Annotated in this window: 20 protein-coding genes; 15 read left to right on the top strand and 5 right to left on the bottom strand. The window is 39.1% G+C overall.

Annotated elements, in window-relative coordinates; translation table 11 throughout:
* Nucleotides 1–35: 35 nt before the first annotated feature.
* The 15 genes from pyrH to HMPREF3263_RS09760 all read left to right on the top strand — a co-directional run bounded on the left by pyrH (nt 36) and on the right by HMPREF3263_RS09760 (nt 15,930).
* Nucleotides 36–749 (top strand): UMP kinase, encoded by a 714-nt coding sequence (gene pyrH, locus HMPREF3263_RS09690; protein ID WP_005698626.1) that lies wholly within the window; start codon nt 36–38, stop codon nt 747–749.
* 124 nt (nt 750–873) lie between these two features.
* A complete protein-coding gene (gene frr, locus HMPREF3263_RS09695) occupies nt 874–1,431 on the top strand; it encodes a ribosome recycling factor (RefSeq protein WP_005696784.1) in 558 nt (185 codons plus the stop codon).
* An 88-nt stretch (nt 1,432–1,519) separates the two neighbouring features.
* Entirely contained in the window at nt 1,520–2,719 is a 1,200-nt protein-coding gene (gene ispC, locus HMPREF3263_RS09700; RefSeq protein WP_070853256.1) for a 1-deoxy-D-xylulose-5-phosphate reductoisomerase, read from the top strand.
* A gap of 40 nt (nt 2,720–2,759) precedes the next feature.
* Nucleotides 2,760–3,479, top strand: a complete 720-nt coding sequence (gene uppS, locus HMPREF3263_RS09705) for a polyprenyl diphosphate synthase (protein ID WP_070853257.1) — start codon at nt 2,760–2,762, stop codon at nt 3,477–3,479.
* A gap of 11 nt (nt 3,480–3,490) precedes the next feature.
* The gene (locus HMPREF3263_RS09710) at nt 3,491–4,357 is read left to right on the top strand and encodes a phosphatidate cytidylyltransferase (protein ID WP_005696781.1); all 867 of its coding nucleotides are present in this window, start codon (nt 3,491–3,493) and stop codon (nt 4,355–4,357) included.
* Between the two features lie 9 nt (nt 4,358–4,366).
* Nucleotides 4,367–5,698: a sigma E protease regulator RseP gene (rseP, locus tag HMPREF3263_RS09715; RefSeq protein WP_005698720.1), complete on the top strand. Its 1,332-nt coding sequence runs from the start codon at nt 4,367–4,369 to the stop codon at nt 5,696–5,698.
* A 26-nt stretch (nt 5,699–5,724) separates the two neighbouring features.
* Nucleotides 5,725–8,112 (top strand): outer membrane protein assembly factor BamA, encoded by a 2,388-nt coding sequence (gene bamA, locus HMPREF3263_RS09720; protein ID WP_070853258.1) that lies wholly within the window; start codon nt 5,725–5,727, stop codon nt 8,110–8,112.
* A 103-nt stretch (nt 8,113–8,215) separates the two neighbouring features.
* Nucleotides 8,216–8,824 (top strand): OmpH/Skp family outer membrane protein, encoded by a 609-nt coding sequence (locus HMPREF3263_RS09725; protein ID WP_005696778.1) that lies wholly within the window; start codon nt 8,216–8,218, stop codon nt 8,822–8,824.
* Between the two features lie 12 nt (nt 8,825–8,836).
* A complete protein-coding gene (gene lpxD / locus HMPREF3263_RS09730; protein ID WP_005698702.1) occupies nt 8,837–9,862 on the top strand; it encodes a UDP-3-O-(3-hydroxymyristoyl)glucosamine N-acyltransferase in 1,026 nt (341 codons plus the stop codon).
* Nucleotides 9,863–9,957: 95 nt separating this feature from the next.
* Nucleotides 9,958–10,407, top strand: a complete 450-nt coding sequence (gene fabZ, locus HMPREF3263_RS09735) for a 3-hydroxyacyl-ACP dehydratase FabZ (protein WP_005696774.1) — start codon at nt 9,958–9,960, stop codon at nt 10,405–10,407.
* A 23-nt stretch (nt 10,408–10,430) separates the two neighbouring features.
* Complete coding sequence (gene lpxA, locus HMPREF3263_RS09740; RefSeq protein WP_005698632.1) at nt 10,431–11,219, top strand: acyl-ACP--UDP-N-acetylglucosamine O-acyltransferase; 789 nt, start codon at nt 10,431–10,433, stop codon at nt 11,217–11,219.
* Nucleotides 11,220–11,314: 95 nt separating this feature from the next.
* The gene (gene lpxB, locus HMPREF3263_RS09745; RefSeq protein ID WP_005698622.1) at nt 11,315–12,484 is read left to right on the top strand and encodes a lipid-A-disaccharide synthase; all 1,170 of its coding nucleotides are present in this window, start codon (nt 11,315–11,317) and stop codon (nt 12,482–12,484) included.
* Entirely contained in the window at nt 12,477–13,079 is a 603-nt protein-coding gene (rnhB, locus tag HMPREF3263_RS09750) for a ribonuclease HII (RefSeq protein ID WP_005698648.1), read from the top strand. Before lpxB ends, rnhB begins: the two co-directional genes overlap by 8 nt.
* 35 nt (nt 13,080–13,114) lie before the next feature.
* A complete protein-coding gene (locus tag HMPREF3263_RS09755; RefSeq protein ID WP_005698661.1) occupies nt 13,115–14,968 on the top strand; it encodes an SLC13 family permease in 1,854 nt (617 codons plus the stop codon).
* Between the two features lie 98 nt (nt 14,969–15,066).
* Nucleotides 15,067–15,930: a lysozyme inhibitor LprI family protein gene (locus HMPREF3263_RS09760; RefSeq protein ID WP_005698614.1), complete on the top strand. Its 864-nt coding sequence runs from the start codon at nt 15,067–15,069 to the stop codon at nt 15,928–15,930.
* A 41-nt stretch (nt 15,931–15,971) separates the two neighbouring features.
* Here HMPREF3263_RS09760 and aspA read toward each other — a convergent pair whose 3' ends face one another.
* From aspA to ureE, 5 genes are all read right to left on the bottom strand, one after another.
* A complete protein-coding gene (aspA, locus tag HMPREF3263_RS09765; RefSeq protein WP_005698683.1) occupies nt 15,972–17,390 on the bottom strand; it encodes an aspartate ammonia-lyase in 1,419 nt (472 codons plus the stop codon).
* Between the two features lie 160 nt (nt 17,391–17,550).
* Nucleotides 17,551–18,363 carry an urease accessory protein UreD gene (locus tag HMPREF3263_RS09770; RefSeq protein ID WP_005698677.1) on the bottom strand — a complete coding sequence of 271 codons (813 nt, stop codon included), beginning with the start codon at nt 18,361–18,363 and terminating at the stop codon, nt 17,551–17,553.
* Nucleotides 18,364–18,415: 52 nt separating this feature from the next.
* Nucleotides 18,416–19,051, bottom strand: coding sequence for an urease accessory protein UreG (gene ureG / locus HMPREF3263_RS09775; RefSeq protein WP_005698685.1), 636 nt, complete (start codon nt 19,049–19,051; stop codon nt 18,416–18,418).
* Between the two features lie 82 nt (nt 19,052–19,133).
* On the bottom strand, nt 19,134–19,841 hold the full coding sequence (locus tag HMPREF3263_RS09780; RefSeq protein WP_005698658.1) for an urease accessory protein UreF: 708 nt from the start codon (nt 19,839–19,841) through the stop codon (nt 19,134–19,136).
* Nucleotides 19,826–20,383 (bottom strand): urease accessory protein UreE, encoded by a 558-nt coding sequence (gene ureE, locus HMPREF3263_RS09785; protein ID WP_005698643.1) that lies wholly within the window; start codon nt 20,381–20,383, stop codon nt 19,826–19,828. Before ureE ends, HMPREF3263_RS09780 begins: the two co-directional genes overlap by 16 nt.
* Nucleotides 20,384–20,452: the final 69 nt, after the last annotated feature.

The raw sequence follows: 20,452 nt of genomic DNA on the forward strand, positions 1-20,452 counted from the left end.
AAGCCAAATTTTGTAACCGACAAAGGAAAAGACAAATGAGCCAACCAATTTACAAACGTATTTTATTGAAATTAAGTGGTGAAGCATTACAAGGGGATGAGGGGTTCGGTATCGATCCTTCGATTCTTGATCGTATGGCGTTAGAGATTAAAGAATTAATTGAAATGGGCGTGGAAGTTGGTGTTGTGCTCGGTGGTGGTAACTTATTCCGTGGCGCAAAATTAGCTAAAGCTGGCATGAATCGTGTAGTGGGCGACCATATGGGGATGCTTGCAACGGTGATGAATGGCTTGGCAATGCGTGATGCACTTCATCGTGCAGATGTGAATGCGAAATTAATGTCTGCTTTCCAATTAAATGGGATTTGCGATACCTATAACTGGTCTGAAGCGATCAAAATGTTACGTGAAAAACGTGTGGTCATTTTCTCAGCCGGTACAGGTAGTCCATTCTTTACAACAGATTCTGCAGCATGCTTACGTGGTATCGAAATTGAAGCAGATATCGTGTTAAAAGCGACCAAAGTTGATGGTGTGTATGATTGCGACCCGGCAAAAAATCCTAATGCGAAGCTATACCATAAATTATCTTATGCAGAAGTAATTGATAAAGAATTACAAGTAATGGATTTAGCTGCCTTCACACTTGCGCGTGACCACGGTATGCCAATTCGTGTATTTAATATGTGTAAACCAGGTGCGTTACGCAAAGTCGTACTCGGTACAGAAGAAGGCACAACGATTAGTTAATTTTTTTAAGAATAAAATGGCGAGAGACCATCTCGCCTTTTTTATGAATAAATTTATTCAAAACTCCCTAAAAATCCAGTAAAATCACTGTGTTTTATCTTTATTTATTGAAAAGGACAGATGAATGATTAATGAAATCAAACAAGATGCTGAAGCTCGTATGGAAAAAAGCCTTGAAGCCTTACGTGGGCATATTGCAAAAATCCGTACAGGTCGTGCTCAACCTAGCTTATTAGACGCAATCCAAGTGGAATACTATGGTGCAGCGACCCCACTTCGTCAATTAGCTAACGTGGTTGCGGAAGATGCGCGTACTTTAGCGGTAACAGTATTTGACCGTTCTTTAATCAGTGCAGTAGAAAAAGCGATTTTAACTTCTGATTTAGGTTTAAACCCATCTTCAGCAGGTACAACAATTCGTGTGCCTCTTCCTCCATTAACTGAAGAACGTCGTCGTGATTTAATCAAAATCGTAAAAAGCGAAGGTGAGCAAGGTAAAGTTGCAATTCGTAATGTACGTCGTGATGCAAATGATAAAATCAAAGCATTACTAAAAGACAAAGAAATCAGCGAAAACGATCAACATAAAGCAGAAGAAATCATTCAAAAAGTGACTGATAGCTATATCAAAAAAGTGGATGAGATCTTAGCAGATAAAGAAAAAGAATTAATGGATTTCTAATTGTCGAACCATGTTTTGGGGCAGACCAAGTGTCTGCCCTTGTTCTATTCTGATAAAAAATAAAAGCACAAAGTGCGGTCGAAATTTTATGCAAAAACAAAATCTTGTTATTTTAGGTTCAACTGGTTCTATTGGCCATAGTACCCTTTCTGTTATCGAACATAATCCCGACAAATACCATACCTTTGCGTTAGTAGGAGGCAAAAATGTTGAGACAATGTTTGAACAATGCGTGAAATTTCAACCGAACTTTGCTGCATTAGATGATGAAAATGCAGCAAAGGTATTGCGAGAAAAATTATCCTCACACCACATTAAAACGGAAGTCTTAGATGGACAAAAAGCCATTTGCGAGTTGGCAGCACATCCAGATGCTGATCAAGTTATGGCAGCCATTGTTGGGGCAGCAGGATTACTACCGACTCTTTCGGCAGTAAAAGCGAGTAAGAAAGTTTTGCTTGCGAATAAAGAATCCTTGGTGACGTGTGGCCAGATCTTTATTGATGCAGTGAAGCAGTCAAAAGCAAAATTATTGCCAGTCGATAGCGAACATAACGCGATTTTTCAATCTTTACCGCCAGAAGCCCAAGAAAAGGTTGGGTTTTGTCCTTTGAAAGAATTAGGGGTCAGTAAAATTGTCTTAACGGGTTCCGGTGGGCCTTTCCGTTATACGCCATTAAACGAGTTTGAACATATTACGTCAGAACAAGCCGTTGCTCATCCAAACTGGTCAATGGGTAAAAAAATCTCCGTGGATTCAGCCACGATGATGAATAAAGGCTTGGAGTACATTGAGGCGCGCTGGCTCTTCAATGCATCCGCTGATGAAATGGAAGTGATTATTCATCCTCAATCTATTATTCATTCAATGGTGCGTTATGTAGATGGTTCGGTCATTGCTCAAATGGGTAATCCAGATATGCGCACACCTATTGCGGAAACGATGGCTTATCCAAATCGTACAGTCAGTGGTGTGGAACCATTAGATTTCTTTAAAATCAAAGAATTGACGTTTATAGAACCTGATTTTAATCGTTATCCAAATTTAAAATTAGCGATTGATGCTTTTGCAGAAGGACAATATGCGACAACCGCAATGAATGCAGCAAACGAAATTGCCGTACAAGCCTTTTTAGATGGCTATATTAAATTTACGGATATTGCAAAAATTAATCAAGCATCGGTTGAACAAATGCTATCTTCAACCATTTCAAGCATTGATGATGTATTAGCCGTAGATAAACAAGCTCGTGAATTAGCCGATTCTCTGATTAAAAAGTTGATGTAGAATACGCAAAAGTGCGGTCATAAAATCCGAATATTTTAGAATGAAAGAACTTGATAACAATAATATTCCCGAACATGTTGCCATTATTATGGATGGCAATGGACGTTGGGCGAAACAACAAAATAAGTTGCGTATTTTTGGTCATACAAATGGTGTGGCGGCCGTGCGTCGTGCCGTGAGTTATGCACGACAAACTGGCGTTAAATTTTTGACGTTATATGCGTTTAGCAGTGAAAACTGGAATCGCCCCGAGCAAGAAGTGAGTGCATTGATGACGCTCTTTATGCAAGCACTTGATCGAGAAGTTAAAAAATTACACAAAAATAATATTCGTTTAAAGATCATCGGTGATATTTCTCGTTTTAGTGAGAAATTGCAAGAGAAGATCGCAAAAGCAGAAAATTTAACGGAAAATAATACCGCACTGACTTTAAATATTGCGGCGAATTACGGTGGTTGTTGGGATATTGTTCAAGCGACCCAACAATTAGCTGAAAAAGTAAAAAATAATGAGATTTCGGTGAGTGATATTAATGAATCACTTTTCCAGCAACATTTAGTGACACAAGATGAACCATCAGTCGATTTACTAATTCGCACCAGCGGTGAACAACGCATTAGTAATTTCTTACTTTGGCAAATTGCATATGCGGAATTGTGCTTTTTAGATGTGCTTTGGCCGGATTTTTGTGAAAAAGATTTTAATCAGGCAATTGCCTGTTATCAACAACGTCATCGCCGTTTTGGCGGGACAGAATAAGCGGAGAACTTATGCTTAAAGAACGTGTATTATCAGCCATTGTATTGATTGCTTTGGTATTATGTGCCTTGTTCTTATTTACCCCATTTTATTTTGCCCTAGCCTTAGGCTTTGTGGCGACACTTGGTATTTGGGAGTGGGCTCAATTTGCTCGTTTTAAAAATCCTTTGGCGCGCCTTTGTATTGCGGCGTTTTTAGGCGCATTTATTTTCCTTTGGCTTTACAACGAAGGTAATTATTTAGATGCGGGGAGAGTGTTTGAAAACTACTTACCGTTATTATTGCTAAATTCTGTCGGTTGGTGGGCACTTGCATTGGTGTTAGTGGTGACTTATCCAAGCTCAGCGAAGTTTTGGGGTAAAAATATTCCTTTACAACTTCTGTTTGCTTTTTCTACGTTGATTCCTTTTGTTGCTGCCGTCTTACGTTTACGTTTAGATAATTATACTGCTGATCCACATCATGGTTTATTCTTATTGCTTTATGTGTTTGTATTGGTATGGGCAGCAGACTCCGGTGCTTATTTTGCAGGTCGAGCTTTTGGCAAGCACAAACTTGCACCAAAAGTATCACCGGGAAAAACATGGCAAGGCGTATTTGGTGGCATGATCACCGCAGCGGTATTGGCGTTTGTCTTTATTCATTTCTCAGGTGAAACTTTATTAGGTAGCCGTGCGATGAGCGGTTTTGTTGTGCTTTCTGTGGCAACGGTAGCTATTTCTGTATTAGGTGATTTAGCAGAAAGTATGTTTAAACGTGAATCAGGTATCAAAGACAGTAGTCAATTAATTCCAGGCCATGGAGGTATTTTAGATCGTATTGATAGCTTAACGGCGGCAGTACCATTCTTCACATACTTCTATTTCTTTGTGTTATAAGGGTAGAACATGTCATTTTTGTGGTCGCTTGGCTCATTTATTGTTGCAATCGCCGTGCTGGTTGCCGTACACGAATACGGCCACTTTTGGGCGGCAAGAAAGTGCGGTATTAAAGTTCATCGTTTTTCGATTGGCTTTGGTAAAGTGATTTGGCGACGCACAGATAAATTAGGCACCGAATTTGCTATTTCAGCCATTCCGCTTGGTGGTTATGTCAAAATGCTTGATGGACGAAATGAAGAAGTTCCCGCAGAATTAAAATCGCAGGCGTTTGAAAGTAAATCTGTTGCTCAACGTGCTTTTGTCATTGCAGCAGGCCCCCTTGCGAATTTTATTTTTGCGATTTTGGCATATTGGGTAATTTATTCTGTTGGGATTCCGAGTGTTAAACCGGTTATTGAAAACGTCACGCCAAATTCTCCCGCTGCGATGGCTCAAATTGAACCGAATACTCAGATTTTAGCAATTGATGGAAAGAGTACACCTGATTGGGAAACTATTAATTTATTGCTCACTGATAAGTTAGGTTCTGATTCTGTTGAACTCACATTAACGCCTTTTGGTGAAGATCAACCTTATCAACGAACCATTAATCTGCAAAATTGGACATTTGAGCCGGATAAAGAAACAGCATTTGAAACATTAGGGATCAATCCCATTTCAAGTAAAGTTGAGATGACATTATCTAAAGTAGTAGAGAACTCACCAGCTGAAAAAGCGGGCTTGTTGATTGGCGATAAAATTTTAACAGAAAATTCGACCGCACTTGATTGGAAGGCTTTTGTTGCACTGGTACAACAAGGTCAGCCTTTTACAATTAAGGTTGAACGCAATCAAGAAATTTTTGACAAAACCTTGCAACCGGAGAAGAATCGAGACGGTAAATGGTTTGTTGGGTTAAGTCCGACGTTCTTAAAAGTTGGCGAACAGTATCGAACTGAATTAAAATATGGTATTCTTGACGCCCTAAGAAAAGGTGTGGAAAAGACAGGCCAAATTTCGTGGTTTATTGTGAAGGCAATCGGGAAATTGTTTAGTGGAGAGCTTTCATTTTCCAGTTTGGCTGGGCCAATTTCAATTGCCCAAGGTGCAGGTGCATCTTCTAACGCTGGCGTGATTTATTTCTTGAGTTTTCTCGCGTTAATCAGTGTTAATTTAGGCATAATGAATTTATTTCCGTTGCCAGTTTTAGATGGTGGACATCTCGTATTTTTGGCGGCGGAAGCTATCAAAGGAAAACCTGTTTCAGAACGGGTACAAAATTTAAGTTATCGTATAGGGCTCACTATTTTGTTAATTCAAACAATTTTTGTGCTTTTTAATGATTTCTTACGTTTATAACTATTGTTTTTTATAGGATAAAGTCGATGAAAAAACTTCTAATCGCAAGTTTATTATTCGGTACTACAACGAGTGTATTTGCGGCACCATTTGTAGCAAAAGACATTCGTGTTGACGGTGCTCAAGGAGACTTAGAACAGCAAATTCTTGCAAGCCTTCCTGTTCGTAGTGGTCAGCGTGTAACGGATAAAGATGTAGCCAATATTGTACGTTCATTATTCGTAAGTGGACAGTTTGATGATGTTAAAGCTTTCCAAGATGGCGACGCATTAGTTGTGAGCGTTATTGCGAAACCAATCATTTCTGAAGTGAATATTAAAGGTAACTCCGTTATTCCAACAGAAGCATTAAAACAAAATCTTGATGCAAATGGTTTTAAAAGTGGTGATGTATTAAATCGTGCGAAATTAGAAGAGTTTGCTAAAACTTTAAGAGAACATTATAAGAGTGTAGGCCGCTATAATGCGAAAGTTGATCCAATCGTGACAACTTTACCAAATAACCGCGCAGAAATTACGCTTCAAATTGATGAAGATGATACGGCAAAACTTCGTTCAGTGACTTTTAATGGAAATGAAGCAATTTCTAGCAGCAAGTTACAGGAGCAAATGGAACTCCAACCAGATGCTTGGTGGAAACTTTGGGGTAATAAGTTTGATGGAACGCAGTTTGACAAAGATATTCAAGCTATCCAAGATTACTATCATAATAATGGTTATGCAAAAGCAAGAGTGACAAAAACAGATGTTCAGTTAAATGAAGAACATACTAAAGCAGATGTTACTATTGATGTAAATGAAGGTGAAAAATACAATTTAAGTTCTGCTCGTATTGTCGGTAACTTAGGTGGTATGACTGATGAATTACAACCATTATTAGGTGAACTTCACTTAAATGATACGTTTAGTCGTGCGGATGCACAAAATGTGGAGAGCTTAATTAAAGATAAATTAGGTGAACGTGGTTATGGTAGTGCGACAGTGAATACTGTACCCACTTTTGATGATGCGAATAAAACATTAGCATTAACCTTTGTAGTTGATGCTGGGCGTCGTTTATCTGTACGTCAAGTTCGCTTTGAAGGTAATACGGTTTCTGCAGATAGTACATTGCGTCAAGAGATGCGTCAGCAAGAAGGCACTTGGTATAACTCACAATTAGTTGAGTTAGGTAAAGTTCGTTTAGATAGAACGGGTTTCTTTGAAAGTGTGGAAAACCGTATTGAGCCAATTAAAGGCTCTCATGACGAAGTGGATGTAGTATATAAAGTAAGAGAACGTAATACAGGTAGTATCAACTTTGGTATCGGTTATGGTACAGAAAGTGGTATCAGCTATCAAGCGAGTGTGAAACAAGATAACTTCTTGGGGACAGGTGCGGCGGTAAGCCTAGGTGGTACACGTAATGACTATGGCACTAGTATAAACTTAGGCTATACAGAACCGTACTTTACTAAAGATGGCGTAAGTTTAGGTGGAAATGTATTCTATGAAACTTACGATAACTCAAAAAGTGATACCTCATCAACCTATAAACGTACCACTTATGGTGGTAACATGACATTAGGTTTCCCAGTCAATGAGAATAACTCATATTATGTGGGATTAGGTTATACTTACAATAAAATCAGCAACTTCGCGTATGAATATAATCGTGATTTATACATGAAATCGATGAATTTGACTGGCAACTCAATTAAAACCAGTGACTTTGATTTCTCATTTGGTTGGAACTATAACAGCTTAAACCGTGGTTATTTCCCAACTAAAGGTGTAAAAGCAAGTTTAGGTGGACGTGTAACAATTCCTGGTTCCGATAATAAATATTATAAGTTAAGTGCTGAGCTTCAGGGATTCTATCCATTAGATAGAGATCATCGTTGGGTATTATCTGGTAAAGCTACTGCCGCTTATGCGAATGGTTTAAGCGGTAAAAGAGTGCCGTTTTATCAGCTCTATACTGCGGGTGGTATTGGTTCATTGCGTGGTTTTGCATATGGGGCAGTAGGGCCTAATGCAATATATTGGCAAAAAGATCGTAATGGTAAAGAAGGTTGGATACCAAACACTGATGTGATTGGTGGTAATGCAATGGCTACCGCAAGCGTAGAATTAATTGTTCCAACTCCTTTTGTATCAGATAAAAGTCAGAATAATGTAAGAACTTCACTGTTTGTTGATGCTGCAAGTGTTTGGAACACAAAATGGAAATCGGATAAGGAAGGGTTACCGTCTAGTGTTTTAGTTAACTTACCTGATTATAGTAAAGCTAGCCGCATTCGAGCTTCAGCGGGTATTGGTTTCCAATGGCAATCTCCGATAGGACCGTTAGTTTTCTCTTATGCTAAACCAATCAAAAAATATGAAAATGATGATGTAGAACAATTTCAATTTAGTATCGGTGGATCTTTCTAATAAGTTGAACTTTTACATCTAATCTAAGTCAAAATCTTCGTTCTGTGTCAGTATGTTAGCTGACACAGAAAAATTTACTAAACTAATTTAAGGAAATTTAGATATGAAAAATGTAGTAAAAATGACCGCACTTTCTTTAGGTCTTGCTCTTGCATCAGGTTTAGCCGCTGCGGATGAAAATATCGCATTTATTAATGCGGGTTATTTATTCCAGAATCATCCAGATCGACAAGCTGTAGCAAACAAATTAGATGCAGAATTTAAGCCAATGGCAGATAAACTTGCTGCAAGTAAGAAAGAAATTGATGCTAAAATTGTGGCATCTCGTAAAAAAGTGGAAGAGAAAATAGCAGCTCTGCAAAAGGATGCGCCACGTTTACGTCAAGCTGAAATCCAAAAACGCCAAGAGGAAATCACTAAATTTGGTTCTGATGAAGAAGCGGCATTAAATAAATTAATGGAAGAACAAGACAAAAAAGTTGCTGAGTTTCAAGAGCTAAATGAAAAACGCCAAACAGAAGAGCGTGGTAAATTGTTAGAAAGTATCCAAGTGGCAACTAATAACTTGGCAAAAGCAAAAGGTTATACTTATGTTTTAGATGCAAATTCTGTAGTATTTGCGGTAGATGGTAAAGATATTACTGAAGAGGTATTAAAATCTATTCCAGCAACTGAAAAAGCAGCTCCAGCAAAAACTGAAGAGAAAAAATAATAGGTTCTCATAATGCAAAAATCCTATTCTTTACAGGAATTAGCAACAAAAGTCGGCGGTACCCTCCGCGGTAACGCCGACGTTGTTGTTAATAATATCGCCGCACTGTCAAAAGCAGAACCTAACCAGCTTACGTTTATTTCTAATGCAAAATTTCGTCCTTTATTAGCTAAATCTAAAGCAGGTATTCTTGTCGTGTCAGAAGCGGATGTGGAATTTTGCTCACCTGAAAGTAATTTACTTATCGTTAAAGATCCTTATGTTGCTTATGCAGTATTAGCTCAATATATGGATACTACCCCGAAAGCCGCTCAAAATATCCACCCAAGTGCAGTTATTTCTGAAAAAGCTTCAATTGGTGTAAATGTATCAATTGGTGCAAATGCCGTCATTGAAGAAGGTGTTGTATTAGGCGATAACGTGGTTATTGGTGCAGGTTGTTTTGTAGGTAAATTCACAAAAATTGGCGCGGGTACTCAGCTTTGGGCAAACGTAAGCATTTATCATGAAGTAGAAATTGGACAAAATTGCTTAATTCAATCAGGCGCTGTCATTGGTAGTGATGGCTTTGGCTATGCAAATGATCGAGGTCGCTGGATAAAAATTCCACAAGTAGGTCAAGTGATCATTGGTAATAATGTCGAAATTGGTGCTTGTACCTGTATTGACCGTGGAGCCTTAGACGCGACAGTCATTGAAGATAACGTCATTATTGATAACCTTTGTCAAATTGCCCATAACGTTCATATCGGCACGGGTACAGCAGTAGCTGGCGGTGTCATTATGGCGGGTAGTCTAAAAGTGGGGCGTTATTGTTTAATTGGTGGAGCAAGTGTGATCAATGGCCACATGGAAATCTGCGATAAAGTAACTGTGACTGGCATGGGTATGGTGATGCGCCCAATTACTGAGCCTGGCGTATACTCATCGGGTATCCCATTACAAACCAATAAAGAGTGGCGAAAAACAGCTGCACTTACCTTGGGAATTGATGGTATGAATAAACGATTGAAAGCCCTAGAGAAAAAACTTGGCTAAGATTTTAAAACGTACCCTAGGGTGCGTTTTATTTTTATACAGAAATATCGTATAATTCCAGCGTTTTATTGTTATTTATTTTAAAGGTATTAGACGTGTCAGAGAATCAAGCAAGTAAAGTAATTGAAGCAAAAGAAATTATGACCTTATTGCCACATCGTTATCCATTTTTATTAGTGGATCGCGTGTTAGACTACAAAGAAGGCGAATGGTTAAAAGCAATTAAAAATATCAGTGTAAACGAACCTTGTTTTACCGGTCATTTCCCTGGAGAGCCAATTTTACCGGGCGTGTTAATTCTTGAAGCTTTGGCACAATCAATGGGGATCCTTGCATTTAAAACTCATGAATTAAAAGGTGGCGAATTATTCTATTTCGCAGGTATTGATGAAGCGCGTTTCAAACGCCCAGTATTACCTGGAGATCAAATGGAATTGAACGTTCAAGTGATTAAAGAACGTCGTGGTATTACAGCATTCACGGGTATTGCAACTGTAAACGGTGAAGTAGCTTGTGAAGCCAAATTAATGTGTGCTCGTCGATAATTAAAGAAAATTAAGGGGTAAGTATGATCCACCCAAGTGCAAAAATTCACCCGACCGCGCTTGTTGCTGATGGCGCAGTTATTGGCGAAGACGTTGTTATCGGTCCTTTCTGTATTATTGAAGGGAGCGTTGAGATTAAAGCACGTACTGTTTTAAACTCTCACATTGTCGTGAAAGGCGATACCGTGATTGGTGAAGATAACCAGATTTATCAATTCGCCAGCATTGGTGAAGTAAACCAAGATTTAAAATATAAGGGTGAAGCCACAAAAACCATTATTGGTAATGGAAACCGTATTCGCGAGCATGTGACGATTCATCGCGGCACTATCCAAGGTGGTGGTGTAACACGTATTGGTAATAACAATTTACTCATGGTAAACGTACATGTTGCCCATGACTGCCAAATCAAAAATAACTGTATCTTAGCAAATAACGCAACACTTGCTGGTCATGTTCAATTAGATGATTTTGTAATTGTTGGTGGTATGTCTGCGATTCACCAATTTGTGATTGTAGGGGCACATGTTATGCTAGGTGGTGGTTCTATGGTTAGTCAAGATGTGCCGCCTTATGTGATGGCCCAAGGTAACCATGCGCAACCTTTCGGTGTTAACCTTGAAGGATTAAAACGTCGTGGTTTTGATAAACCAACCATGCACGCGATTCGTAACGTCTATAAAATGATTTACCGCAGTGGTAAAACCCTTGAAGAAGTATTGCCTGAAATTGAACAAATTGCACAAACTGAATCTGCAATTAGTTTCTTTGTGGAGTTCTTCAAACGTTCTACTCGTGGCATTATTCGTTAATTAACGTTTCTTTTCTCGTTAAGAGAAAATGATGAATAACAAAGAGACCGCACTATGATTTGTTCAAAGTGCGGTCGTTTTTTAGGATAAATTTAATGATTAAAGAAAATCCGACTATTGCGATTATTGCCGGAGAGGTCTCTGGCGATATTCTTGGTGCCGGTCTCATTAAAGCACTTAAACGCCACTATCCGCAAGCTAAGTTTGTCGGGATTGGCGGGGAGCGAATGATTGCTCAAGGCTTTGAAAGCTTTTTTGATATGGAAGAGCTCTCTGTCATGGGGCTAGTGGAAGTTCTCAAACATTTGCCGCGATTGCTAAAAATTCGTCGTAGTATCATCGACCACCTCTCTGATATTAAACCTGATGTATTTATCGGTATTGATGCACCGGATTTTAATCTTACCGTTGAACTGAAATTAAAAGAAAAAGGGATTAAAACCATTCATTACGTGAGTCCATCGGTATGGGCTTGGCGTCAAAATCGTATTTATAAAATTGCTAAAGCGACCCACCAAGTCTTAGCTTTTCTTCCTTTTGAAAAAGCCTTTTATGATCGTTTTAATGTGCCTTGCCGTTTTATTGGCCATACCATGGCAGATGCAATTCCATTAAAACCAAATAGAACGGAAGCTTGCCAGACCTTAGGTATTGATGAAAAGGGACGTTATCTTGCTATTTTAGTGGGGAGTCGTGGTAGCGAAGTTGGGTTCCTTTCAGAGCCATTTCTAAAAACAGCATTATTATTAAAAGAAAAATATCCAGATTTGCAGTTTTTAGTTCCTTTAGTGAATGAAAAACGTCGCCAGCAATTTGAGGAAATAAAGGCTCAGATTGCTCCTGATCTTGATATGCATTTAATTGATGGCAAAGCTCGCCAAGTGATGATTGCTGCCGAAGCCACTTTACTTGCTTCAGGTACAGCTGCACTTGAAGCAATGTTGTGTAAATCGCCAATGGTGGTGGGCTATCGAATGAAACCATTCACGTATTTCTTGGCAAAACGATTAGTCAAAACAAAATATATTTCCTTGCCTAATTTATTAGCAGATGAAATGCTTGTGCCCGAAATGATTCAAGAAGATTGCGAACCGCAGAAATTAGCAGAACAACTTTCTCAGTATTTGGGCGATGACGAAAGTTCGGTCAAATCTCGCAGTGTTTTAATTCAACGTTTTACTGAATTACACAAATTAATTCAATGTGATGCGGACACTCAAGCCGCTCAAGCTGTGATTGATTTATTGGAGCAAAAACATGACTGATTTTGTTTATCCTGAAGGTTATCAATTAGTTGCAGGAGTGGATGAAGTTGGCCGAGGCCCTTTAGTGGGGGCTGTTGTCACAGCTGCGGTGATCTTAGATCCGAATAAGCCGATTGCTGGTTTGGCGGATTCTAAAAAACTCAGCGAGAAAAAGCGCCTTGCACTCGCAGCAGAAATTAAAGAGAAGGCCTTAGCTTGGGCAATGGGACGAGCAGAGCCAGCTGAGATCGATGAACTAAATATTCTTCATGCCTCTATGTTAGCCATGGAACGAGCAGTAAAAGCCCTAAAAATTCAACCGCACTTTGTGTTGGTAGATGGCAATCGTATTCCGCCTAACCTTGGTTTGCCAGCTCAAGCAGTAGTGAAAGGAGATTCACTTGTGGCTGAAATTAGCGCCGCCTCTATTTTGGCAAAAGTCGCGCGCGATCAGGAAATGGAAGAATTAGATAAAAAGCATCCTGAATATGCTTTTGCTCAACATAAAGGGTATCCGACCAAATTACACTTAGAAAAGTTAGCGGAACTAGGACCTTTACCTGAGTATCGTCGTAGTTTTTCGCCGGTGAAGAAAGCATTAGGCATAGAAGAGTAGTGAGCTTGAAAGATTTTAAGATTGAAGGATAGAGTATGAACACCATTTTTGAGCATGCACTTTGGGTGAGTCCATTGTTTTGGACATTAATACTGCTTGGTGCTGCCATTATTTTATTTGTACATAATAAAATTCGTATGGATGTGGTAGCATTATTGGTGATGCTCTCTTTTTATCTAAGTGGTATTCTCAGTATTCAAGAGATCTTAGTTGGCTTTAGCGATCCCAATATTATCCTTATTGCTTTACTCTTTATTGTGGGGGAAAGCTTGGTTCGGACGGGAATAGCTTATCGTGTGAGTGACGGCATCTTGAAAGTTGCGGGAAATAATGAAGCTAAAGTACTCATTTTACTGATGCTTTCAGTGGCTGGATTAGGTGCATTTATGAGTTCGACAGGTGTGGTTGCTGTATTTATTCCTGTTGTGATGATGATTTGCCGCCAAATGAATATTTCACCAAAACGACTAATGATGCCATTAAGTGTGGCAGGGTTAATCAGCGGGATGATGACACTAATCGCAACAGCGCCTAACCTTGTGGTGAATGCGGAATTAGTAAAAGACACCAATCTTCGTCTTGAGTTTTTTGATTTCACCCCAATCGGATTGCTGATCTTAGTACTTGGAATGGGCTATATGCTTATCGCTCGTCGATGGCTTTCTGATAATAGTGATGAAAGCAATCAAGATATGGCGCAGAGCTCCATGAATGAGCTAATTAATGAATATGGTTTGAAAGATCGCACTAAGCGTTTGGTGGTGAAAAGCACGTCCCCTTTTGTGGGTAAAACCTTAGACCAACTTCATTTGCGTTCTAGTTATCAACTCAATGTGTTGGCGATTGAGCGTTGGAAACATTTCCGACCAAGTTATATCATGCCGCTTGGCACATCGGAGATAAAAGCAAAAGATATTCTCATGGTGGATTTGGAACGCTGTGATTTCAATTTCGATATGTTTTGCCAAGAATTTCATCTAGAGCCTGCCGAAATTAAATCCCAATCGTTTGATCAGCAAGCTCGTTCTATTGGGATGGCCGAGTTAATTATTGTACCAAACTCAGCTTGTATTGGTAAAACCACTGCAGAGTTACAATTCCGCACAAAATACGGCTTGAATGTAGTTGGGATTAAGCGAGATGGTGTGGTATTGAGTGATGCCTTTAAAGAAAAATATCGCTCAGGTGATTTGCTTTTAGTGATTGGCGATTGGCGTCTTATTCAGGCTATGCGTGATCGTCGAAAAGATTTTCTGGTATTGAATTATCCGAAAGAAATGGCGCGCGCCGTGCCAGCACAACGTCAAGCACCGCTTGCCTTATTATCTATTTTAACCATGGTAGTATTGATGGTGTCAGGTGTCGTGCCAAATGTTGTGGCAGCCTTAATTGGTTGTTTAATGTTGGCTTATTTTCGCTGTGTGGATGCTAAAAGTGCTTATGATTCCATTCAATGGCCGAGCCTTATTTTGATTATCGGAATGATGCCATTTTCGACCGCACTTCAAAAAACCGGTGGAGTAGAGTTTGCAGTGAAATGGCTGACTCAAATCATTGATGGATGGGGAATGTATCCTATATTGATTGTGCTCTTTATATTTTGCGCATTAGTTGGGTTGTTTATTTCCAATACGGCCACCGCAATTTTGATGGCTCCCATCGCAATTTCTCTCGCTACACAGCTTAATGTGTCTCCTGTACCATTTGCTATGGTTGTTGCGATTGCAGCTTCTGCGGCATTTATGACGCCAGTCTCTTCTCCGGTAAATACCATGGTGGTGGGGCCAGGTGGCTATAAGTTTGCTGACTTTATTAAAGTTGGTGTACCTTTTACCTTGATTGTTATGTTGGTGACTGTTTTTATTGTGCCAATATTATTTCCATTTTAAATGAAGAGCAGTTATGACCATAAGAGAGACATTTCTTGCAAAATTCTTGCTCCTAACATTTGGGTTTTAAGGCGAATTTTTTTATTTAAGGAAAAAATATGAAAAAACTTACCACACTAGCTATTTTTTGTCTTTGCTCGTCTTTACTCGCCAATGAAGGTGCGGTATCTATTGATCTCAATAGTGGCAAAGATATCTATTCTCAATGTCTTGATGAAACGATTAAAGAATTAAAAAAAGAAGATTCAGAAGCAGACATTAATAATGCTGTTGTAGCTAGTTGTATGGAATACACCTCATATATGTACAAACAACAAATTAATAGGTTATATAAAGAAATTAACGAACAAGTTAAAAAAGCAAAAAACTCAAGAGATGCTAGTGCTGAATTGAGTCAATTAGAAACTTCTCAAAAAACTTGGATTCAGTATCGAAATAATAAATGTGCGCTTTTTAATTCAGGATTACAAAATCTTTCTTGCTTAATGAATGAGAATGAACAACGTATAGAAAAGCTAAAAAAGATAAAGGTAGGAGATGAACTTTTTTATTCAACGGAAAAAAATGGTAACCTTAGTGAAGATGTTTACTCACAATGTCTTGATGAAACGATTAAGGAATTAAAAAAAGAAGATCCAGAAGCTGGTATCAATAATGCTATTGTTAGTTATTGCATAGACTCGACCTCTGAACAATATAAAAAACAAATCAATCAGCTATATCAAGAAATCACCAGACAGATAAAACAAAGCTCAGATTTAAATGAAGTTAACTATGATTTAAAAGGACTAGAAACCTTTCAAAAAACTTGGATTCGTTATCGAAATAGTAAATGCGCTCTTGTTGATCCTGGATTAGGAGAGCATTATTGTTTAATGAGCGAAAATAGAATGCGTGTAGAAAAACTAAAAAAGATAAAAGCTGGGGAGGAACAGTTTTATTTTGATAAAGATTTTGAATAAACTATTAAAAAAGGGAGCTAAGCTCCCTTTTTATTACGTGTTTATTTATTTAATTTCGCTTTGTAAGTTGGGTTCATTAAGTTTTCTACAGAAAGGATGTCATCCAATTGTTCTGCGGTTAATAAACCTTTTTCTAATACCACTTCGCGTACACCTTTACCGGTTTGAGCACAGATTTTACCCACTAAGTCGCCATTATGGTGACCGATAAATGGATTCAAGTAAGTCACGATACCGATTGAGTTGAATACGTAGTTTTCACAAATTTCTTTGTTTACAGTAATACCGTCTACACATTTATCGCGTAAGTTTACGCAAGCATTGGTTAAGATGTCGATAGATTCAAACATCGCTTGACCAATCACTGGTTCCATTACGTTTAATTGTAATTGACCCGCTTCAGATGCGAAAGTAACGGTAGTATCGTTACCAATTACTTTAAAGCATACTTGGTTTACAACCTCAGGAATAACAGGGTTTACTTTTGCAGGCATGATAGAAGAACCGGCTTGTAATTCAGGTAAGTTAATTTCTTTAATACCTGCACGTGGACCAGAAGAGAGTAAACGTAAGTCGTTACATACTTTAGATAGTTTTACAGCGGTACGTTTTAATGCACCGTGAACCATGACATAAGCACCACAGTCAGATGTTGCTTCGATTAAGTTTTCAGCTGGTACGCAAGGTAATCCAGTCACTTCAGCAAGGTGTTTTACCACTAATTCTGTATAACCTTGTGGTGTATTTAAACCAGTACCGATTGCGGTTGCGCCAAGGTTTACTTCAAGGAGTAACTCAGCGGTACGTTTTAAGTTACGTACTTCTTCTTCAAGTAATACAGCAAAGGCTTTAAACTCTTGACCAACAGTCATAGGTACCGCATCTTGTAATTGGGTACGACCCATTTTTAAAACTTTAGCAAATTCTTTTGCTTTATTATCGAAACCATCATGCAAGTATTGGATTTTGTCGATAAGTTTCAAAATACTGTTATATACCGCAATACGGAAACCGGTAGGATACGCATCGTTGGTAGATTGACTAGCGTTCACGTGGTCCATTGGGTTAATTACATCATATTCACCTTTTTTATGGCCAATTTTTTCAAGCGCGAGGTTAGCAACCACTTCGTTGGTATTCATATTGACAGAAGTACCCGCACCACCTTGATACACATCAGATGGGAATTGATCTAAGCATTTCCCCGTAGTAAGGATTTCATCACACGCTGCCACAATCGCTTTTGCAATATCACTTGGAATTGCACCTAATTCACCATTTGCTAGGGCAGTTGCTTTTTTTACCATTACCATGCCGCGAACAAATTCCGGTACATCAGAAATGGTTACATTAGAAATATTGAAGTTTTCAACCGCTCTTAAGGTATGGATACCCCAGTATGCATCTGCTGGCACATCACGTTCACCTAATAAATCCACTTCTTTTCTGTATTGAGTCATTTTAATCACCTTTTTGGTTGTTAATTAATTTGAGGTAATTATAGGAATTTACATAGAAAATAAATTTGACTTGGATCACATTTCAAATAAGACGTATAAGAGATATTTTCATTTCTCGCATAAATTTTTTTAGGGGAAATATCACTTGGCAATATTAATTTTATGCTGATTTTAGTTGCTCACCGATCTTCTCAAAGAGCTTTTGAATGAGTTCTGCACGATAGCCAAGCACTCGTAGAATAAGTCCACCTTCATTTAATTGAGAAACGCCAATAAGTAGTGATTTTTCGCTTTCCTGTTGTTGAAGTGTTTGGACGATTTGTTTAACTTCAGTTGGCGTTTTCTGCAAATTGAGATAAACCAATGAGCCTTGATGTGAAAAATCTTCCATTTGGCTTAATGCGGTCAATTTCATTTGTGCAGGCTGCCATTGAATACAATCCAAAACAAGCGGTTTAGTTTGCCCATTATTTTGCAAAAGCTGAACTTTCAGATGAGAAGAAAATTGACGAAATTCAAAACGTTCATTATTTGCTACGCGGCCAATAGCCACAATCTCGCCGTAAATCAGAGTGCTATTAGGTTGCATATTGATAAATGTTTTTTGCTTAAATGAAGAATGCTTATGCAATACCAATGGATGGGGTAAATAAAATAAACGACTATTCTCTTCAAGCTGAATGAACGTATTTTGTTCAGCGAAATCGCTTTCATTCATCGCCTGAACACGAGTAAAAGCCTGTGTGTTTAAAGAAAGTGCGGTCGATTCTGCGAGCGTTATTTGAATATCGATACGATCCCCAGATAAGAGTCCTGGCGAAGAAGACATCTGAATGGCATTAAGTCCATTTGTCCAAGCATCCGCATAAGCAGGTAACGTCATCACTTTGAAGGGGGGCGTGGCAAAATATTCCGCAAGCTGAGTTTTACCGCTTGAAGAACGTTTAGTTGAGAGTTTGAGCGTACTGTTCATAATCAATTAAATTTGTAAAATCCCCCTCCTCAAAAGAAGAGGGGAGAGTGCTTTATCTCACTAATGCTTTTGGCTCTTCCACATTTTTCAATAAGGCGTATTTTTCAATCCAACCAATCACACCGTCTAAATTTTCTTTTTTCATTAAGTTGGTAAAGATAAACGGTTGACCATTACGCATACGGCGCGCATCGCGTTCCATAACACTTAAATCAGCGCCAACGAATGGGGCGAGGTCAGTTTTATTAATCACTAATAAGTCAGAACGGGTAATACCAGGTCCACCTTTACGCGGGATTTTCTCGCCTTGTGCAACGTCAATCACGAAAATAGTTACATCCGCCAAATCTGGGCTAAAGGTGGCAGATAAGTTATCACCACCAGATTCAATAAAGACGATTTCTACATCCGGGAAGCGTGCAACCATTTCATCAACCGCCTCCAAATTCATTGATGCATCTTCACGAATTGCCGTATGCGGGCAACCGCCTGTTTCTACACCCATAATACGCTCTGGCGGAAGTAGGCTATTTTTCGTTAAAAATTCTGCATCTTCTTGAGTATAAATATCATTGGTAATCACCGCCACGCTATAGCGGCTTGCCATTTCACGAGTCAGTTTTTCAATTAATGCGGTTTTGCCTGCGCCAACAGGGCCTGCTACGCCAATTTTAATGTAGTTACGCATAATGTTCCTTTTGGGTTGATTACCGTCGAGGTGCTTTTATATCCTCAACGATAAGTAAAAATTCAATAAAAAATGACCGCTCTTACGACATATAAAGTCGCGTATAAAGCACTTCGTGCTGCATGGAGCGGATGTCATTTGCGAGAGTTGCTGCACCTAGCCATTCTTCGTCGGGTTCGAGGCTTAATTCGACAGCTTGCAAGAGTGCACTACGCAAATCAAACAGAATATCTTGCCCATCCATTTGGCTGAGTGGAATGAGTTTCACGCCATTGGTAATGGTGCCGACTGCTGCATTGTAGTAGAACGCATAAAGAGTATCCGCTTTGCTGAGCCCCATTGCTTGCGCCACCATCGCAAACACAATGGGGAAATAACCTTGCACGGTTTTATTCTGAATCGCTTGTTGAAATTGGCTCAACATTGGGTGTTGTTCATAGCGGATAAAAATTTTTAATAACCGCAGGCCGAGTTTAAAACTGCCTTCACGGCTTTCTCGCGCAATTTTGGTCGCAGATAGCGAATGGTCTAATTCGCACAAACGGTCAAAATCATTGGTAGCCATGGCTTCAAATGCCAGCGAAAGATAAGCGCCATCGTTATATACCCAGTTTTGCAAAAGCTGGGCTTGCACATATTCTTCTAAGCTTGGTTTCGTTGAAACAACACCTTGTTGAACAAAGGTTTCTAAACCGTTTGAATGGTTAAATCCCCCGATTGGCAAAGTTGGGTCAACCAAGTGCAACAATGCACCTAAATCAGCCAGGCTTCGGTTTAATGTTGGTGCCAATTGCCGTCTCCATGATGGTGATAGTCATGATGATCGTGCGAATGACTATGCGAATGCCCGTGCCCTTGTGCAGAGTTCGCTCTTAACGCTTGGCTTAAACGGCGTTCAGCTTTTTGCGGATGAAATCCCGCCGCTTGTAACCATTCAAACATTGGCTTATCGTAAGGTAATGTCACTTCATCGCCATCTAAAAACAGCGGAGAGTGTTTATTACCGATCTCATAACAAGCGCGCGCCATTTCTGGCAAGGTTTTAGGTGACAACACAATCACGTCACTCGGTAAAATTTCAATTGCGATGACTAATTCATCGCTGATAAACACCACATCATCGTGCTTTAAACGTTGTCCTTCTTTGAGTAGGCGAAATGCCACTTCACGCCCGGTATTTGTAGTTTTACGCAGGATGTTGCGCTCACTCTCATACCACTGCAATGCAACACGTTCAATGGTTTGATGTGTAATCTTGCCTTCTGATTGAAGACTAGCTAAATCGCCTAAAATGGTATCCATAATAGGCAAAATCGGGTTAATGATTTTCATATTTTATAAATTCGAAAGTAGTGCGTGTCATACACGCACTTTCTTTATTATTGAATGGTGTGCGTTTTT

Source organism: Haemophilus sp. HMSC61B11 (genome assembly GCF_001838615.1).
Taxonomy (GTDB): Bacteria; Pseudomonadota; Gammaproteobacteria; order Enterobacterales; family Pasteurellaceae; genus Haemophilus_D; species Haemophilus_D parainfluenzae_AD.

Coding starts and splice junctions, on each gene's coding strand:
- pyrH (WP_005698626.1), top strand. CDS start 36: ATGAGCCAACCAATTTACAAACGTATTTTATTGAAATTAAGTGGTGAA.
- frr (WP_005696784.1), top strand. CDS start 874: ATGATTAATGAAATCAAACAAGATGCTGAAGCTCGTATGGAAAAAAGC.
- ispC (WP_070853256.1), top strand. CDS start 1,520: ATGCAAAAACAAAATCTTGTTATTTTAGGTTCAACTGGTTCTATTGGC.
- uppS (WP_070853257.1), top strand. CDS start 2,760: ATGAAAGAACTTGATAACAATAATATTCCCGAACATGTTGCCATTATT.
- HMPREF3263_RS09710 (WP_005696781.1), top strand. CDS start 3,491: ATGCTTAAAGAACGTGTATTATCAGCCATTGTATTGATTGCTTTGGTA.
- rseP (WP_005698720.1), top strand. CDS start 4,367: ATGTCATTTTTGTGGTCGCTTGGCTCATTTATTGTTGCAATCGCCGTG.
- bamA (WP_070853258.1), top strand. CDS start 5,725: ATGAAAAAACTTCTAATCGCAAGTTTATTATTCGGTACTACAACGAGT.
- HMPREF3263_RS09725 (WP_005696778.1), top strand. CDS start 8,216: ATGAAAAATGTAGTAAAAATGACCGCACTTTCTTTAGGTCTTGCTCTT.
- lpxD (WP_005698702.1), top strand. CDS start 8,837: ATGCAAAAATCCTATTCTTTACAGGAATTAGCAACAAAAGTCGGCGGT.
- lpxA (WP_005698632.1), top strand. CDS start 10,431: ATGATCCACCCAAGTGCAAAAATTCACCCGACCGCGCTTGTTGCTGAT.
- lpxB (WP_005698622.1), top strand. CDS start 11,315: ATGATTAAAGAAAATCCGACTATTGCGATTATTGCCGGAGAGGTCTCT.
- rnhB (WP_005698648.1), top strand. CDS start 12,477: ATGACTGATTTTGTTTATCCTGAAGGTTATCAATTAGTTGCAGGAGTG.
- HMPREF3263_RS09755 (WP_005698661.1), top strand. CDS start 13,115: ATGAACACCATTTTTGAGCATGCACTTTGGGTGAGTCCATTGTTTTGG.
- HMPREF3263_RS09760 (WP_005698614.1), top strand. CDS start 15,067: ATGAAAAAACTTACCACACTAGCTATTTTTTGTCTTTGCTCGTCTTTA.
- aspA (WP_005698683.1), bottom strand. CDS start 17,390: ATGACTCAATACAGAAAAGAAGTGGATTTATTAGGTGAACGTGATGTG.
- HMPREF3263_RS09770 (WP_005698677.1), bottom strand. CDS start 18,363: ATGAACAGTACGCTCAAACTCTCAACTAAACGTTCTTCAAGCGGTAAA.
- ureG (WP_005698685.1), bottom strand. CDS start 19,051: ATGCGTAACTACATTAAAATTGGCGTAGCAGGCCCTGTTGGCGCAGGC.
- ureE (WP_005698643.1), bottom strand. CDS start 20,383: ATGAAAATCATTAACCCGATTTTGCCTATTATGGATACCATTTTAGGC.